Annotated in this window: 10 protein-coding genes and 1 tRNA gene; 8 read left to right on the forward strand and 3 right to left on the reverse strand. The window is 61.9% G+C overall.

What is annotated here, in order from left to right; translation table 11 throughout:
* Window positions 1-49 precede the first annotated feature (49 nt).
* The 8 genes from BR41_RS17425 (at window position 50) to pelG (ending at window position 13724) form a co-directional block, all read left to right on the forward strand.
* Window positions 50-946, forward strand: coding sequence for a FecR domain-containing protein (locus BR41_RS17425; RefSeq protein WP_084187352.1), 897 nt, complete (start codon window positions 50-52; stop codon window positions 944-946).
* Window positions 947-1231: 285 nt separating this feature from the next.
* On the forward strand, window positions 1232-3979 hold the full coding sequence (locus tag BR41_RS17430; protein WP_051711262.1) for a bifunctional glycoside hydrolase/polysaccharide deacetylase family protein: 2748 nt from the start codon (window positions 1232-1234) through the stop codon (window positions 3977-3979).
* A complete protein-coding gene (locus BR41_RS17435; RefSeq protein ID WP_035059566.1) occupies window positions 3939-7700 on the forward strand; it encodes a tetratricopeptide repeat protein in 3762 nt (1253 codons plus the stop codon). Before BR41_RS17430 ends, BR41_RS17435 begins: the two co-directional genes overlap by 41 nt.
* Before the next feature lie 72 nt (window positions 7701-7772).
* A complete protein-coding gene (locus tag BR41_RS17440) occupies window positions 7773-8336 on the forward strand; it encodes a hypothetical protein (protein WP_035059568.1) in 564 nt (187 codons plus the stop codon).
* Window positions 8326-9654: a PelD GGDEF domain-containing protein gene (locus BR41_RS17445; protein WP_051711264.1), complete on the forward strand. Its 1329-nt coding sequence runs from the start codon at window positions 8326-8328 to the stop codon at window positions 9652-9654. Before BR41_RS17440 ends, BR41_RS17445 begins: the two co-directional genes overlap by 11 nt.
* On the forward strand, window positions 9638-10768 hold the full coding sequence (locus BR41_RS23145; protein WP_051711267.1) for a hypothetical protein: 1131 nt from the start codon (window positions 9638-9640) through the stop codon (window positions 10766-10768). Before BR41_RS17445 ends, BR41_RS23145 begins: the two co-directional genes overlap by 17 nt.
* On the forward strand, window positions 10765-12354 hold the full coding sequence (pelF, locus tag BR41_RS17455) for a GT4 family glycosyltransferase PelF (RefSeq protein ID WP_051711268.1): 1590 nt from the start codon (window positions 10765-10767) through the stop codon (window positions 12352-12354). Before BR41_RS23145 ends, pelF begins: the two co-directional genes overlap by 4 nt.
* A complete protein-coding gene (gene pelG / locus BR41_RS17460; protein ID WP_035059570.1) occupies window positions 12354-13724 on the forward strand; it encodes an exopolysaccharide Pel transporter PelG in 1371 nt (456 codons plus the stop codon). The genes pelF and pelG overlap by 1 nt, the downstream gene beginning before the upstream one ends.
* Before the next feature lie 44 nt (window positions 13725-13768).
* Here pelG and folE read toward each other — a convergent pair whose 3' ends face one another.
* From folE to ispB, 3 genes are all read right to left on the reverse strand, one after another.
* On the reverse strand, window positions 13769-14479 hold the full coding sequence (gene folE / locus BR41_RS17465; protein WP_035059572.1) for a GTP cyclohydrolase I: 711 nt from the start codon (window positions 14477-14479) through the stop codon (window positions 13769-13771).
* Window positions 14480-14571: 92 nt separating this feature from the next.
* Window positions 14572-14648 (reverse strand) — tRNA-Pro (locus tag BR41_RS17470).
* 73 nt (window positions 14649-14721) lie between these two features.
* Entirely contained in the window at window positions 14722-15690 is a 969-nt protein-coding gene (gene ispB, locus BR41_RS17475) for an octaprenyl diphosphate synthase (RefSeq protein ID WP_035059641.1), read from the reverse strand.
* Window positions 15691-15860 lie beyond the last annotated feature (170 nt).

The raw sequence follows: 15860 nt of genomic DNA on the forward strand, positions 1-15860 counted from the left end.
TCCGGAAAACGTTTATATAGAGGCCGGATTATATCGTCCAGGAGGTTCCATGCGTGTGCTGTTGTCTTTGATAGTCGGTCTTTCCTGCGCTTTTATCGTTGCCGAAAGGGCATTGGCTGCGCCTGCCACGGTTGAGGCAGTGCAATATCCGGCGTGGCTGGAGCGTGGCGGCGTGAAAAAACCGCTGCAACCAGGCTTGCCACTGGCCGCCAATGACCGGATCACCACCGGCGCGGGCGCTCGGGTTTATCTGGTCTTACCGGAGGGGAGCCGGGTCAAGCTGGGTGAGGATGCCAGCTTTACGGTCGACAAGATCAATGAATCGGACGGCAAGACTGGCACGTTCCGCGCCGCACTCAATGTGCTCAAGGGCGCATTCCGCTTTACGACAGACGCACTCGCCAAGGCCAATCGCCGCGAGGTAGACATACGCGTGGCGACGGTCACGGCCGGGATTCGTGGCACTGATCTATGGGGCAAGGCGGCGGATGACACAGATCTGGTTTGCTTGCTGGAGGGCAAGATCGCAGTGGCGGCGGAGGGGCAGCCGCAACAGCAGATGGATCAGCCTTTGACCTTCTACGTGGCTGCCAAAGGCCAGGCACCCGAGCCGATTGCGCCGGTCGACCCGGACAAGCTCAAGCAATGGTCGCAAGAAACGGAAGTACGGCCGGGGGCCGGCGAAGCGCGTAACGCCGGCAGTTGGCGTCTGGTGTTGGCGCGGCCGGCAACGCAGACCGATGCACTAGCGTGGTATGACCAGCTGCAGGCGGCGGGTTACCCGGCCAAGATGCGTACGGTCGGCAGCGGTAAAGCAAAGCGTTATCGCGTGCAGATCAGCGGGTTTGTGTCTCAGGCTGATGCGCGCGGTGTGGGCGATAGGCTGGCGGCACAGCTTAAAACACCGCTGACAGAGATCGAGGCGGCGGCACCTGAGCGGCAATAAGCTTCGTCCGCTCGCTAAACGCCCGCTATTGCGGGCGTTGTTGTTTTGCCTACCTGACCCTGAGGCAATGCACCGTACGGTATTGCATTTACTGTTTGAAATGCGGTAGAAGCCCATGCCATCGGAATGGTTAATGACCTCGAACTTTGCGGTACTTCTTCGCGCGGTGTCGGCCCGCCGAATCGTTCCTGATGAAAATACTTAACGACAAAGTCATCTGTTTTTCTTTAAAATTGTAAGAATTCACGGGTTTAATAGATTAATTGATCAGCTCTTCCGGTAAATATGCCGCTACTTAAGCTGGTGTTCAGCATTTTTCTTACGTTTTGCGCGTTGGCTGCGACGGCCGCGCCGAACGTCGCTTTCTACTATGGTGAGCACCCGCCACTGCAGCAGCTGGCCCTCTACGACTGGGCGGTGGTCGAGCCGGGCCATCTTGCGCAGGCGCCGCAAACCGGCAAGACGCGCTGGTTTGCTTACCTGAGTCTGGGCGAGTTCACGCCAGACCGGTCTTATGCGAAATCCGTCCCCACTGCTTGGCGGCTCGGCGCCAATAAGGACTGGGGCAGTGTCATCGTCGACCAGTCACAGCCGGATTGGCCGGCTTTCGTGGTCGAAAAGATGGTCACGCCGTTGTGGCGGCAAGGCTATCGCGGGTTTTTCCTCGATACGCTGGATGCGTGGGCGGCGGTTGCCAAAACCGATGCCGATCGGCAACACCAGATCGATGGCTTGGTGCGGGTGATTCAGGCGATCAAAGCGCGCTACCCGGAAGCGCAACTGATTGCCAACCGTGGTTTTGAAATCCTGCCGCGCACGCACGATCAATTCGCCGCCGTCGCGTTCGAATCGCTGATTCAGGGCTGGGACGCCGGCAAGAAACGTTACGGCCCGGTGCCGGATGCGGATCGGCAATGGTTGTTGGGTCAGCTCAAGACCGTCACCGATCTGTACAAGTTGCCGGTCATCGCCATCGATTACGCTCCGGCTGGCGAGCGCAAGGCCGCGCAGGAGATCGCCCGCAAGATCGAAGGCTACGGTTTCACCCCCTGGGTGGCGGATAGCACGCTGACCACGCTGGGCGTCGGCAAGCTTGAGCCGTTGCCGCGCAAGGTGTACGTGCTCTACAACGCCAAGACCACGCCAAGCGTGATGGCCGATAGCCAGCTGTCGGTTTCAACACCGCTCAACTACCTTGGCCTCTACCCACGCTATATCGATGTGAGCGGCGAGCTGCCGGCTGATATCCAGTCGGGGCAAGTGGCCGGGGTGATCAGCTGGGTCGACGATGGCGAGCTGCCGCTGAAAGCGCGCGGCTGGCTCAGGCAAGTGGTGGGGGCTGGCGTGCCCTGGGTGGCATTGAACAATTTCGGCTTCACGCTGGATGGCGAATGGCAGCGGCTGCTTGGGTTGCGCGCCGATGGCGGCAAGCAGTCCGAGAACAATACGACCATCGCATTGCGTGATCCCGTCTACAACGGCGAAGTCAGCGTCGCCGCGCAGCGCGATGGCTTCATGGGCTGGACCGTTCGGGCCGGCACGCCTTTGCTGACCCTGAAAACCCCGGCGGGCCGCCGTTACGACGCGGCAGCGATCACGCCTTGGGGCGGTTACGCACTGGCCCCCTATCTGCTGACTGCCTTGCCGGACAAAACCAACCGCTGGAATTTCGACCCGATCACCTTCCTGGCGCGGGCATTGCGTTTGCCGGACATGCCGGTGGCCGATGTCACCACCGAGAACGGCCGTCGGCTGCAGATGTTCCATATCGATGGCGATGGCTTTGTCTCCAAGGCCGAGCGCCCCGGCTACCCGTTCGCGGGCGAGGTGATGCTGAACGAGGTGCTGAAGAAATATCCGATCCCGATGACCATTTCGGTGATCGAAGGCGAGATCGGCCCGACCGGTTTGTACCCGAAAGACTCGCCGGCGCTGGAAGACATCGCGCGGCGCACGTTCGCGCTGCCCAATATCGAGATCGCCAGCCACTCCTATTCGCATCCGTTCAAATGGTCGCTGGTCGAGACGGGCAAGGGCGAGGATTACCACCTCGATATCCCCGGCTATACGTTCAATCTCGACCGCGAAGTGAGCGGCTCGATCAACTACATCAATAAACGTCTCGCCCCGCCCGGCAAATCCGTGAAGGTGTTTTTGTGGCCGGGCGATTGCGACCCGTTGCCAGAAGCGATCAAGGCGGTGCGCGAGGCGGGCGTATTGGCGATGAACGGGGGCGACACTGTCATCAACCGCAGTCAGCCCTCGCTGATGCTGGCGGCGCCGATCGGGCTCTACAAGGGCGACGAGTTGCAGATCTTCGCACCCAATCAGGACGAGAACGTCTACACCAATAACTGGACCGGGCCGTTCTACGGCTATCGGCGCGTGATCGAAACCTTCGAGCTGACAGATAGCCCGCGCCGCATCAAGCCCATTGATATCTACGTGCACTACTACACGGCGACCAAGCGTGCCTCGCTGGATGCCCTGCACGAGGTGATGCGCTGGTCGATCCAGCAGCGCACCTTGCCGGTGTATGCGTCTGACTACATCACGCGGGCGCAGAGTTTCTACAACGATTTTTCGATTGCGCGCGATGGCAACGGTTACGCGATTCATGCCGGCGCAGTGCGTACGGTACGCATCGCGCCATCCCTGGGTTATCCCGATATGACGGCCAGCGAGAATATCGCCGGTTTCAGTGATCACGGCAGCGAGCGCTACATCCACCTGACCGGCAATGACGCCCGGCTGGTGCTTCAAGCCACACCGCCGCAACAGTCCCTGCTGGTCGACGCCAACGCGATGACCACGGGCTGGCAACGCATCGGTACCGGTGCCAATACAGGCTTCCGGTTGACCTTGAAACCCGCCACGCAAGGTATCTCTGCCACCTTTGCCAATATCGGCAAATGCCAGCTGCTCGCTGACGGCCGGCCCGCTCCAACCACCCGAGAAGGCGTGAACACACGCATCGACCTCCCCAACGCACATGCTGCTGTCACGATCGAGACCCGCTGCACCGGCCAATAAGCCGCAAGCGCGCATCCGGCTCGCGTCGCGTTGGAGCATCGCGGCGCTGGTGGCGCTCGTCGGTATCGGGCTGGCGTATTTCTATCCGCGTGAATCGTTGACGCGCTCCGCCGCGCTATCCCGGCCGGACGATGCGCTCGCCACCGAATACCTGCGCGGCGAGCTGGCCCAGCATCCAGACGATATCGAAGTACGGCAGGAGTTGATCCATCGACTGACACGCGCCGGGCGGCTGGACGATGCCTTGCAGCTGCTGGCACCGCTGGCAAAAAGTGGTGATCACCCTGGCGTGGCGCAGCGCGCCTCGATCGAATTGCAGGAGGCTCGGCTGATCGGCTCACCGGCCGGTCCGGCGCGGGAAGAAGCGCAGCGCCAGCTGCGCGATGCCGTGCTCGCGCTGGTGCGCCAGCTGGCTGCCAATCGTAGCGATGTCGATATCCACTGGTTGCAGCGCACGGTGGAAGCCTATGCGCCGGACGTCGCGCCAACGTTCTACGAAATCCAGGCCAAGCGCGATCCGGCCCAGGCGCTGCATTGGTGGGAACGCGCAGGGGGCGCGCATCTGGCACAAGGCCGTTACGAAGCCGCCGCCGCGGCCTATTTTGCTGCCCAGGCTGCCAGCCAGCGTCAAGACGAGCGCAAACACTATTACCTGCTAGCGATCCGCACGCTGCAGGCCGGCAATCTGCTCGACAAAGCGCTGACCGCTGCCGACGTGCATATCGATGGGCTTGCCAACGATCGCGATGTATTGATCACGCTGATCAAGCTGGCGCGGGCTGCCGGGGCGAACGATCAGGCGGAACGCTATGCCCGCCGGCTACTGCAGATGGCATGGCTGAACCAGCATCCATTCAATCTGGCACCGGCGATCATGCCGGCCACCTGGCGCGGCGCACCATCCCATCCATCTGCCGGGCGGAGTACGCCGTGGCGTATGTTGCGCATCGCCGCGAACAAGCCGGCAGCGCCGTTCGATCCCGAGGCGTATGCCCTTGCGTATGACGTCTTCGTCGGCAACAAGAAGCTTGAAGATGCGATGGCCGTTGCCGAGGAAGCGCTCAAGTCCGTCCCCAATGATCCGGCGTGGTTGCGCCGGCTGGCACAGGCTGCCGAGTGGGGCGGCAAGCCGCAAGTGGCTTTGCAGGCGTGGAAGAAGTTGGCGCAAACCCATGGCGACGCCGATGCCTGGACCTCGATGTTCCGGCTTGCCCCTGGTTTGCTTGACGACGATGTCTTGCTGCTGGCCTGGCAACATCAGTCGAGTGAGCGCGAGTTGACCGACGACGAGTTGAACCAGATCACCGGCATCTATGAGCGCCTGGGCCGTCCGCGTGACGGCGCGGTCTTCATGGAAGCGGACTTCGCCCGCCACGGCGTGGCCCGTTCGCTGGAGGTCGCGGCCTGGCTGCGACAGCGCGATGGTGACGATGCAGGCGCAGTCCGTGACCTTGATCGCTTGACCGACCGCTTCGGCCCCCGCGTAAGTTGGGCGATGACGTTGGCAGCGCTGCATTACCCGCATGGCGAGCTGGAGGCCGCGTTCCAGGCGCTGCACGCTGCGCGCAACAGCGCCACACCACAAGGCGAAGCATACTGGCGCATGCTGGGCGATCTCGCCTGGCAGCTGGGCCATAGCGACGATGCCAAGCTGGCCCTGCAGCAATTACGTGAGATGCCCAATTGGCAGAACCTCGATGCGGCGCGATTACTCGCGCTGCTACCGGAAAACGATGTACTGGCGCGGCAAAGTCTGCAGGAGTCCGCCTGGCGCACCTTCCATGACCCGCGCTACTTCACGCAGGCATTGGCGGCTGATCTGGATCGCAACGATGTCGCGGGCGCGCGCCGTCTGCTGATGACGCTCTCCGCTGCAGACCGGCAATTGCTCGAAGCGGACGTTGAATACATCGTGCAGCGAGCGCGCTTTGCGCAACTGGCCGGGCAAGCGAAAGAAGCGGAATGGTGGCTGGGGCGGGCCTTGCAGCTGGCCCCGGAGAGCAGCGAAGTGCGCGCCGGCTTGATCTGGCTGATGATCGATCAGCGCGAGGCGACGCGGCTGTCCGGCGTGCTGTCGCAATGGGAAAAAACCGCTGCGCGCGATACCGTGCTGGCCGAAGCGATTGCTGCTGGCTGGCAAGCGCTGGGCGAGGTGAACCGGGCGCTGGCCTGGCAGCGCCGGTTGTTGCCGGGCAAGCAGGCCGACTATCTATGGTTGTTCAATTACGCGGATCTGGTCGAGCAAACCGGGCAGGCCGATCTGGCGTGGCGCATCCGTCGGCATGTCTGGCAACACCGCGCCGCGCTCGCGGCGCAGCCGGATATCGAATCGCTATTGACGCGCTTGCGGGGGGCGCTGGTCTTTGCGCCGGCTGATCCAGCGCAACGCGAGCTCTATGGCGCGCTGGCCGCAGCGCAGACCCCGGCCGGCGCAAACGAAGCCCGCCGACTCAAGCTCGACGAATTGATTTACAGCTGGCTGGTGTATCAGGACGGCGATGAACGCGCGCGCTTCTGGTATTGGCGGCGTCACGCCTTGAAGCTGGAAGACCCGGACTACCTCAAGCAGGTGGCCGCCCGCGTGCGGGGTGACGAAGCAACGCTCGCTGGTCAGCTCATGCAAGACAGCGTGGCGATCCAGCCCTCCGATCTGGCCACGACCGCGCTGGATATGCGGCAGTACCCCCTCGCGCTGACCATGAGCCATGCCGCCGCCACTGGTGCGCCGGACAATGACGCGCTGCACCTGACCTTGTCTGATCAGTTGCAAGGCAGCCAGCCGGATCAGTTGACCGTGGCGACCAGCGCCTTGCGCGACGGCGATCTGCACGGCTCGCAAACCACGCTGGGGGCGACATTCAAGCTCACGCCCAACTTGCGGCTGTCGATGGCACTGGATGTCGCGCCGCTCAGCTACCAGCCGAATGGCTATCGTCAGACCAATCGCAGCATTGCGGCGACCTTGGCATGGCGCGGCGAGCACGGCGCGCAGGACGCATTCGGCCGCAATCCGGCGTGGTCGCTATCGGTGTCGCGCCAGAACGCGTGGCAGCCCATGACCGGCCTGCTACTGCATGGCGCGGGCGACCTGGGGGCGGTGAACTGGTTGCTGGAGGCATCGGCCAACGAGCCCATCGAGGACAATGCCTTGCTGCGGCTGGCAGGGCGGCAGCGACGCGCCAGCCTGGGTGTTGGTTATCGGCTGGCGCATGATTGGCAGCTGGACACCCGCTTCGATGCCGCGCACGTCTTTTTGCAGGATGGGACGGATGTCGGTAGCAAGCGCGGCGAGAGCGCTGTTTTGACCTGGCTGTGGCCGGAAACCCGCCGTATCTCCGTTAATTTCAGCGCACAGGCGGTACAGTACGCAGCAACGACGGCGACCAGCCCGAATTTCGCGGCGCTTGTGCCGCCGGATAACCCGCCCGCACCGCCTCCGCCGCTGGCTGCGACAACGGTATTGCCGCAGAGCTTCCGGCTGTTTGGCATGACGGCCGGGTGGGGCATGGCGTATCAGGAGCGGCCCGAGCGCGGCATTTCGCCATTTGGCTCGGTGTCGCTTGGCTACCACTCGATCTCCGGCACGCAATTGGGCTGGTTGCTGGGGGCGGGCGGCGAGCTGCTCGGCAATGACCGGCTGGTGTTCTATGGCCAGCGTGCGACTGCCAACGATGGTGGTGTGACTGAGGAATTGAATTTGCTGTATCGCTGGTATTTCTAGGTGTGTTCCCCTGGAAATATCCGCGCAAGAAAAACCTGAAAACGACGATATATGGAAAACGGGAGAAACACGATGAATGGGCTCAACAAGCTGGCGCGGCGCGCCGTGCTGTTGCTGATCGGCGCGGCCATGCTGGCTGCGTGTTCGGCGGTCGATATTTCGAGCAAGGGTAAAGCCCTGCCGGCGAACGAGCGCTGGGCGATGCTGCCGCTGTTGAACCGCACCGAAACGCCGTTGGCCGGTCTGCGCGCCGAATCCATTCTGCAGCCGCTGCTGCATCAGCGCGGGCTGGATCAGCTCGATGTCTATCCAACCGAGTTGTCGAAAGACACCATGCTCGCCACCGACGAGCGGGCCATGCTCGATCAGGCCATGCAATGGGCGCGTGATCAGCACATCCGCTATGCCGTGGGTGGCAGCGTGGATGAGTGGCGCTACAAAGTGGGCGTTGATGGCGAGCCGGCGGTTGGCGTGAGCTTGATGGTGTGGGATCTGGAAACCGGCCGTGTGGTGTGGAGTGCCGTGGGTGGCAAGAGCGGGTTCTCGCGTGAGGCCGTCTCGGCGGTGGCGCAAAAACTGCTGCGCCAGTTGACCGATGGCTTGCCGCTGACCAAGGCGGGTGCGAGTGCGAGCTAAGGTCGTCAGCCACGTCGCTGGCTGGCTGGGGCAGCAGGCGTTCTGGCAGCGGACGTCGTGGCAATGGTGCGAGGCGATCTTGTTGTCGACCGTCGGGCTTGGCATCGGCCGGCTGCTGTCGCCGCAAGACGTGTATGGCATCCATGCCGGTTTTCCGTGGCAATGGCTCGGGCCGTTGCTGGTGGCGCTGCGCTATGGCGTGTTGCCTGGCCTGTTGTCAGCGCTGGTGCTGCTGGCCGGCTGGCCGTGGTTTGGCGACGGTGCCGTGCCGGCGGCCTACTTCATTGGCGGGCTGATGCTGGTGATGATCGGTGGTGAATTCAGCGGCATCTGGAATACCCGCATCCGCCGCGTGCAAGAGCTGAACCAATACCTCGACGAGCGCATGGATCAGCTGGCGCGGCGTTATCACCTGTTGCGCTTGTCGCACGAGCGGCTGGAGCAGAACCTGATCAGCCGGCCGCTGACGCTACGCGATGCGTTGGCGCAGCTCCGCACCATGCTGATCGATCTGCCGCCGAGCCAGGGTTTGTCCGGCGCGCAGCCCTTTATCGAATTCCTCACCCAGTTCTGCCAGCTGGAAAGTGCGCAGCTGTTTGAAGTGACCGATGGCAAGACCGTGGGCGAGCCGGTGGCGCGTATCGGCCCGCCGGAGAGCGACTCCAATCGGGACGACCCCTTGCTGCGCTTTGCGATGCAGCGGCGCGAGCTGAGCCACGTGCAGACGGAAGGTATCGACGAGGGCGGCAGTGCGCTGCTGGTGGCGGTGCCGCTGATCACCAGCCTGGGCCGCATCCGCGGGATTCTGGCGGTGAAGCGCATGCCGTTTTTCGCGCTCAACGACGATACGCTGCAGATGCTGTCCGTGCTGTGCGCCTACTACATCGAGCAACTGGTAGTGCGCGACACCGCCGCGCCGCTGCTGGATGTGATGCCGGATTGCCCGGTTGAATTCGCCTACGAGTTGTTCAAGCTGCAGCGTGTGCAACGCGAAACGGGTCTCTCCAGCATGATCGTGGTGCAGATTTTCCACCCCAGCCGCTGGCAGCGTGATGTGTTCGATACCGTGAGCAACACCCAACGCGGACTGGATCAGATCTGGCGCATCACCACCGCCGCCAACAAGCTGATTGTGACCTTGATGCCGCTGGCCACCGAGGTCTCGGTGCAGGGCTACACCGCGCGGATCGAGCACCTGATTCAGGAAAAACATGGCATCGGGCCGGCCGAAGCGCGTTATGAGTGCCGGACTGTCGATCTCGCCCGACCGGGTGGCTGGCTGTTGTTGCAGGATGTGTTGAGTGCGAGCCGCAACTAAGTTTATTTGCTACGCGCTCGCCATCACCGATCTGATCGTGCTGGCGTACTTTCTGCTCGCCAATATGTCGGCGTGGCAACCGGACACATGGCTGCTGATCCACCTGTTCCTGGTACTGAGCCAGACCCTGCTGCTGTTGCCCGGCTTCAGCATGCTGTACCCGAAGCAGCAAGGCCGGGTGCTGCTGGTGTTGCTGCCGTTCGGGGTTCTATTGCCGGGGATCGGTTCGTTCGGGCTGGTCATCGCGGCGGAATTGGCGCTGCGCTTCCCGGAGCAAGCACAGGCGGCGACGTTCCGCGTGCTGCCGGTGCCGGAGTTCACCTTGCGCACGGCCCAGCGCGAGGTGCGTTATGGTATCGGCGGCGTGCGGGCGCGTCTGGCTGATCCGCATGCGCCGAGCGAATCGCGCCTCAATGCCTTGCTGACGCTCAATGCCATGCCGCAACGCTTATCCAGTGGCCTGCTGCGTGATCTGCTGGATGATCCGGAAGAAGACTTGCGCCTGTTGGCCTACGGCATGCTCGATCAGGAAGAAAAACGCATCAACGCCCAGATCAATACCGCCATGCAGACCTACCGCGATGAAACGGGCGACCACAAGGTCGATGCGGCCCGACGTCTGGCCTATCTGTATTGGGAGCAGGTCTATCAAGGTGTGGTGCAGGGGGATGTGCGCCAGTACGTGCTGGCGCAGGCCATCCGCTATGCCGACGAGGTACTCGCCGTGCTGCCGGCTGAAGCCGAGTTGTGGGTGCTGCGCGGCAAGGTGCTGAGTGCCAATGGCGACACTGAACGTGCTTGGGCCGCCTATCTGTGTGCGCGGGCGATGGGGTATCCGGAGGTGCGCTTGCTGCCGTATCTGGCCGAGCATGCGTTTGCCCGTCGCGATTTTGCTGATGTGCGCAGCTTGATCGGTGACCTTGATCCGCTCCATCTCAACGACACCATGGCGCCTGTGGCGCGCTTCTGGCGCAAGCCGGCCGGTTCCGACAAGGCCGAGACCGCCGCGCAAGCGCTGCAACGCATTCGTGAGGCGCGTCGCGACCGCGTCAAGCCATCTGGACAACCATCCGCGAATCAGCCTGATTCCACCGCCGGAGAGGCATCGGCATGAGCCGCATCTACAAGCTCGAAGAGCTGAAAAACGTCGAGGCGGTGGATGTCTGCCTGTTGCTCGAAGGCACCTTTCCGTATGTCTCTGGCGGTGTATCGAGCTGGGTCAACCAGATCATCCGTGGCTTTCCCGAGCTAAAATTCGGCATCGTCTTCCTGGGCAGCCGGCCGGAAGACTATGGCGACATGAAATATGCGCTACCGGACAACGTGGTTTATCTCACGGTCCACTTCATGCATGGCGATAGTCGCTTGACCCGTTCGCAGCCGGCCCCGCGCCCCGGCAACCCTGTCCTGTTTCAGAACGTGGCGGAAGCCCATACCGCATTCCAGAGCCCGCATCTGGCGGGAGGCAAGCCGGGGGCGGTGAATGCGCTGCTGGGCGATCTGTTGTCCGGCACGCTCAAGCATGACGATTTCCTTTACAGCGAAACCGCGTGGGATTTCATCCGCGACCAATATCGCGCCCGCTCGACCGACCCATCATTCGTGGATTACTTCTGGACCATCCGCGCGATGCACACGCCGATCTGGACGCTGGCCGACATCGCCCGCAAATTGCCGCCGGCGCGTGCCTATCACACCGTTTCTACTGGCTACGCCGGTTTCCTCGGTGCTTTGCTGACGCGGCTGACCGGCAAGCCGCTGCTGTTGTCCGAGCACGGCATCTACACCAAGGAACGCAAGATCGACCTCTACCAGAGCGAGTGGATTCGCGATAACCGCAACGTGTTCGAGCGCGAAGTGACGCAGGTGAGCTACTTCCGGGGTGTGTGGATTCGCTTCTTCGAGGTGATGGGCAAGCTTTGCTACGACCATGCCAACCGCATCGTCGCCTTGTATGAGACCAACCGCTTGCGGCAGGTGCACGATGGCGCACCGCCAGAGAAGACACTCAATATCCCCAATGGCATCGACCTGCCGCGACTCGGCCCGTTGATCCATCAACGGCCGGCGGAGATTCCGCAGGTGCTGTGCCTGATCGGCCGCGTGGTGCCGATCAAGGACATCAAGACCTTCATCCGCGCCATGCGGACGGTGGTGAACCGTTTGCCAGCCGCCGAAGCCTGGATTGCCGGGCCGGAGGACGAATCGCCCGAATACGCCGAGGAGTGCCGCAATCTGGTCGCGAGTCTGGGTCTGACCGACAAGGTGAAATTTCTGGGCTTCCAGAAGATTCCCGAATTGCTGCCCAAGATCGGTCTTGGTGTGTTGAGCTCGATTTCGGAGGCGTTGCCCTTGGTGTTGCTGGAAGGCTTTGCCGCTGGCGTACCGGCCGTGACGACTGATGTTGGCTCGTGCCGGCAGTTGATCTACGGTCTGGGGCCAGAGGATCAGGCACTCGGGGCGGCTGGCCGGGTGGTGAAGGTGGCTGATGCACAAGGGCTGGCCGAAGCGGCAGTTGAATTGCTCGGTAATAGCGAGGCGTGGCACGCGGCGCAGCGGGCCGGGGTGGAACGGGTCAGCCGTTATTACACCCAGACGATGATGTTCGATGCCTATCGCACGCTTTACGACGCGGCGTTTTCTTCAGGAACCACTTCTTCCGATGCGACGGAGACGTCATTCGCTCAGGTGGCGCACTGATGGCCGGTATCGGATTCGAGCTGCGCAAGATTCTGGATCGCGATAACTACGCGAGCCTGCTGCAAGCGTATGCCTACGCCGGCCTGATCAGTGCCGGCCCGTGGATCTTGTCGATCATTGGCGTGCAGATGATCGGTTTCCTGAGCCTGTCGGTAATCGTGCCAAAGGTGGCGGTCGAGCAGTTTCAGGTTTCCGTGACCTATCTGCTGGCGGCGAGCCTGATCGTGACCGGGCCGTTGCAGCTCGGATTTACACGGTATATCGCCGACCGCTTGTTCCAGAAAAACGATGAGATGGTGTTGCCCAACTTCATGGGCACGCAGGTGACGACGTTGATCATCGCCGCGGCCATCGGTCTGGTGCTGGCGTTCACCGCCTTCGCTGGCCTGAGTTGGGCGTATCGGCTGCTGATGTATAGCGGCTTTGTGCTGCTGTGCCTGGTCTGGATCGCGGCGATTTTCTTGTCTGGCTTGAAGAAGTATCTGGCGGTGGTGTGGCTGTTCGGTATCGGCTACGGCACGACGGTGATCGCGGCGCTGCTGCTGCGCCCCTATGGCTTGATCGGGTTGTTGGGCGGCTTTGTCATCGGCCATTACGTGCTGGCGAGCGGGCTGTGGTTTCTGGTGCTGCGCCACTATCCGTCCAAGCAGCTGATCTCGATCGACTTCCTCAAGCGGGGGCGGATGTATCCCGCGCTGCTGGGCACCGGCCTGCTGTACAACATCGGCATCTGGCTCGACAAGGTGCTGTTCTGGTACGCGCCGAGTACGGGCACCAAGGTGATCGGGCCACTGCAGGCGTCGCCGATCTACGACTTCCCGATTTTTCTGGCCTATCTGTCGATCATCCCTGGCATGGCGGCGTTTCTGGTGCGCATCGAGACCGATTTCGTCGAGTACTACAACAAGTTCTACGACGCGGTGCGCGAAGGCGGCTCGCTGGATCAGATCGAAACACTGCGCAACGAGATGGTGTTCACCATCCGTACCGGGCTGGCCGAGATCATGAAAATCCAGGGGCTGGCGATTCTGGCGACTTTCATGCTCGGGGATCGGGTATTTGCCTGGTTGGGGATCTCGCCGCTGTATTTGCCGCTGCTGTATATCGACGTGGTCGCCGCCGGGTTGCAAGTGGCCCTGCTAGCGATTCTCAACGTATTTTTCTATCTGGATCGCCGGCGCGAAGTGCTGCTGCTGAGCGGGGCGTTTGTCGTCACCAATAGCGCGTTGACGATATGGTCGATCGAGGCAGGGCCGAGCTGGTACGGTATGGGCTTTGCCGGCGCGTTGCTGATCGTGGTTTGTATCGGCATGGCGATCCTGAACGATACGCTCGACCGGCTGGAGTACGAGACGTTCATGCTGCAGTGATGTGTAGCCCGGACGCGTTTTTTGCGGCCGGGATACGGGGCGGATCAATCCCGCTTTTGCATCAGCGCCAGAAACTCCCGCCGCAACGTGGCATCGTGCAGGAATGCGCCGCGCATCACACTGGACGTCATCTTCGCATCCAGATCCTTCACGCCGCGCCAGTGCATGCAGAAGTGATCGGCTTCCATCACGATGGCGACGCCATCCGGCTGTAGTTTGTCTTGCAGCAGATCAGCCACTTGCGACACGGCTTCTTCCTGAATCTGCGGCCGGCTCATGATCCATTCAATCAGCCGCACGTATTTGGAGAGTCCGATCAGGTTGGAATGCTCGTTCGGCAGCACGCCGACCCAGACGCGGCCCATGATCGGGCATAGGTGGTGAGAGCAAGCACTCCGTACCCGGATCGGGCCGACGATCATCAGCTCGTTAAGCCGTTCGATATTGGGGAACTCGGTTACCGGCGGTGCAGCGCGATAGCGGCCGTGGAAGATTTCCCGCAGGTACATCTTGGCAACGCGGCGGGCGGTGTCCTGCGTGTTGTGATCGCTGCTGGTGTCGATCACCATGCTTTCCAGCACGCCAGCCAGCTTGGCCTGCACCTCGGCTTGCAATTCATCCAGTTCGCCGTCGTGAATGAAGTCGGCGATATTGTCGTTGGCATGAAAGCGCGCGCCGGCTGCTTCGATGCGCGCACGGATGCGGGCTGAGACAGGCTCTGCTGGCGGATGATCGGGGGCAGGATGTTTCGACATGGCGTGGCCTTGGGCTGCGGATCGATGAGTGCATCTGGAGGCGGAAATGAAAAAACCCAAGACCAGAGTCTTGGGTTTTTATCATGTATTCCTGGTCGGGGTGAGAGGATTCGAACCTCCGGCCTCTACGTCCCGAACGTAGCGCTCTACCAGGCTAAGCTACACCCCGTCTCAAAGAGAAGCGCGATTATGGCAACGTGATTTCAGCTTGTCAACGCGCCGGAATCAAAACTGCTGCAAATTTATCGATCCCGTTCAATGGCGAGTTCCGCCAAGGCTTCGAGGGCGAGCCGGGCCGGGTTTTCCGGCAGCTCGGCGAGCATGGCGCGGGCTGCATCGGCTTCGCGTTGAGCGGTGGCGTGGGCGTAATCAAGTGCGCCACAGGCTTGCACCGCCTTGAGTACTTCCGGCAGCTTGTCGCGCTGGCCATGCAATAGGGCTTCACGCACCACTTGGGCTTGTTCTGGCGTGCCGTTGCGCATGGTGTAGATCAGCGGTAGCGTCGGTTTGCCTTCCGCGAGGTCGTCACCCAGGCTCTTGCCGATGTCATCCTGCTTGCCGGAGTAATCGAGCACGTCGTCAATGATCTGGAACGCGGTGCCCAAATGCATGCCGTAACGGGCCAGCTTGTCTTCAGTGGCGGCATCGGCTTCGCAGAGGATTGCACCCAGCCGCGCGGCGGCTTCGAACAGTTTGGCGGTCTTGTACTGGATGACTTGCACGTAGCCGGCTTCGTCGACTTCAACGTTACCGATATTCATCAGCTGCAGCACTTCACCTTCAGCGATCACATTAGTGGCATCGGCCAGTACTTGCATGATGCGCATCGAGCCGCAGCTCACCATCATCTGGAAGGCACGGCTATATAAGAAGTCGCCCACGAGCACCGAGGCGGCGTTGCCGAACAGTGCGTTGGCGGTGTCGCGACCACGGCGCAGACTCGATTCATCAACGACGTCGTCATGCAATAGCGTGGCGGTATGGATGAATTCGATCACCGCCGCCAGCTCGCGGTGGTGCCCGCCGCGATAGCCGAGCGCCTCGGCCGAGAGCAGCACCATCATTGGCCGTAGCCGCTTGCCACCGGCGGAAACAATGTATTCGGCGACTTGGCGAACCAGCGCCACATCCGAATACAGTCGCTCGCGGATTAATGCATCCACGGCTGACATGTCCGGCCCGACGACGGATTTGACGAACTCCAGCGACATCTTCCCGCTGCCCAGAATGATTTTCAAACCGCCGATCCTACCACGAAACGCCGTTTCTCTGGCCCGACATGTACTAGGGAAAGGGATTAAGTGATTGACGCAGCAGGGAGTCTTGTTTAAAGTGTGCGGTTTCCCGCGTTGGGCGGGAGGCGTCATGCTCGCTGCGAGGC

The sequence above is a fragment of the Andreprevotia chitinilytica DSM 18519 genome (genome assembly GCF_000711875.1).
Taxonomy (GTDB): domain Bacteria; phylum Pseudomonadota; class Gammaproteobacteria; order Burkholderiales; family Chitinibacteraceae; genus Andreprevotia; species Andreprevotia chitinilytica.

Bases quoted from the DNA above. Each gene is read 5' to 3' on its own strand.
- BR41_RS17425 (WP_084187352.1), top strand. From the start codon at position 50: ATGCGTGTGCTGTTGTCTTTGATAGTCGGTCTTTCCTGCGCTTTTATC.
- BR41_RS17430 (WP_051711262.1), top strand. From the start codon at position 1,232: ATGCCGCTACTTAAGCTGGTGTTCAGCATTTTTCTTACGTTTTGCGCG.
- BR41_RS17435 (WP_035059566.1), top strand. From the start codon at position 3,939: ATGCTGCTGTCACGATCGAGACCCGCTGCACCGGCCAATAAGCCGCAA.
- BR41_RS17440 (WP_035059568.1), top strand. From the start codon at position 7,773: ATGAATGGGCTCAACAAGCTGGCGCGGCGCGCCGTGCTGTTGCTGATC.
- pelF (WP_051711268.1), top strand. From the start codon at position 10,765: ATGAGCCGCATCTACAAGCTCGAAGAGCTGAAAAACGTCGAGGCGGTG.
- pelG (WP_035059570.1), top strand. From the start codon at position 12,354: ATGGCCGGTATCGGATTCGAGCTGCGCAAGATTCTGGATCGCGATAAC.
- folE (WP_035059572.1), bottom strand. From the start codon at position 14,479: ATGTCGAAACATCCTGCCCCCGATCATCCGCCAGCAGAGCCTGTCTCA.
- ispB (WP_035059641.1), bottom strand. From the start codon at position 15,690: ATGTCGCTGGAGTTCGTCAAATCCGTCGTCGGGCCGGACATGTCAGCC.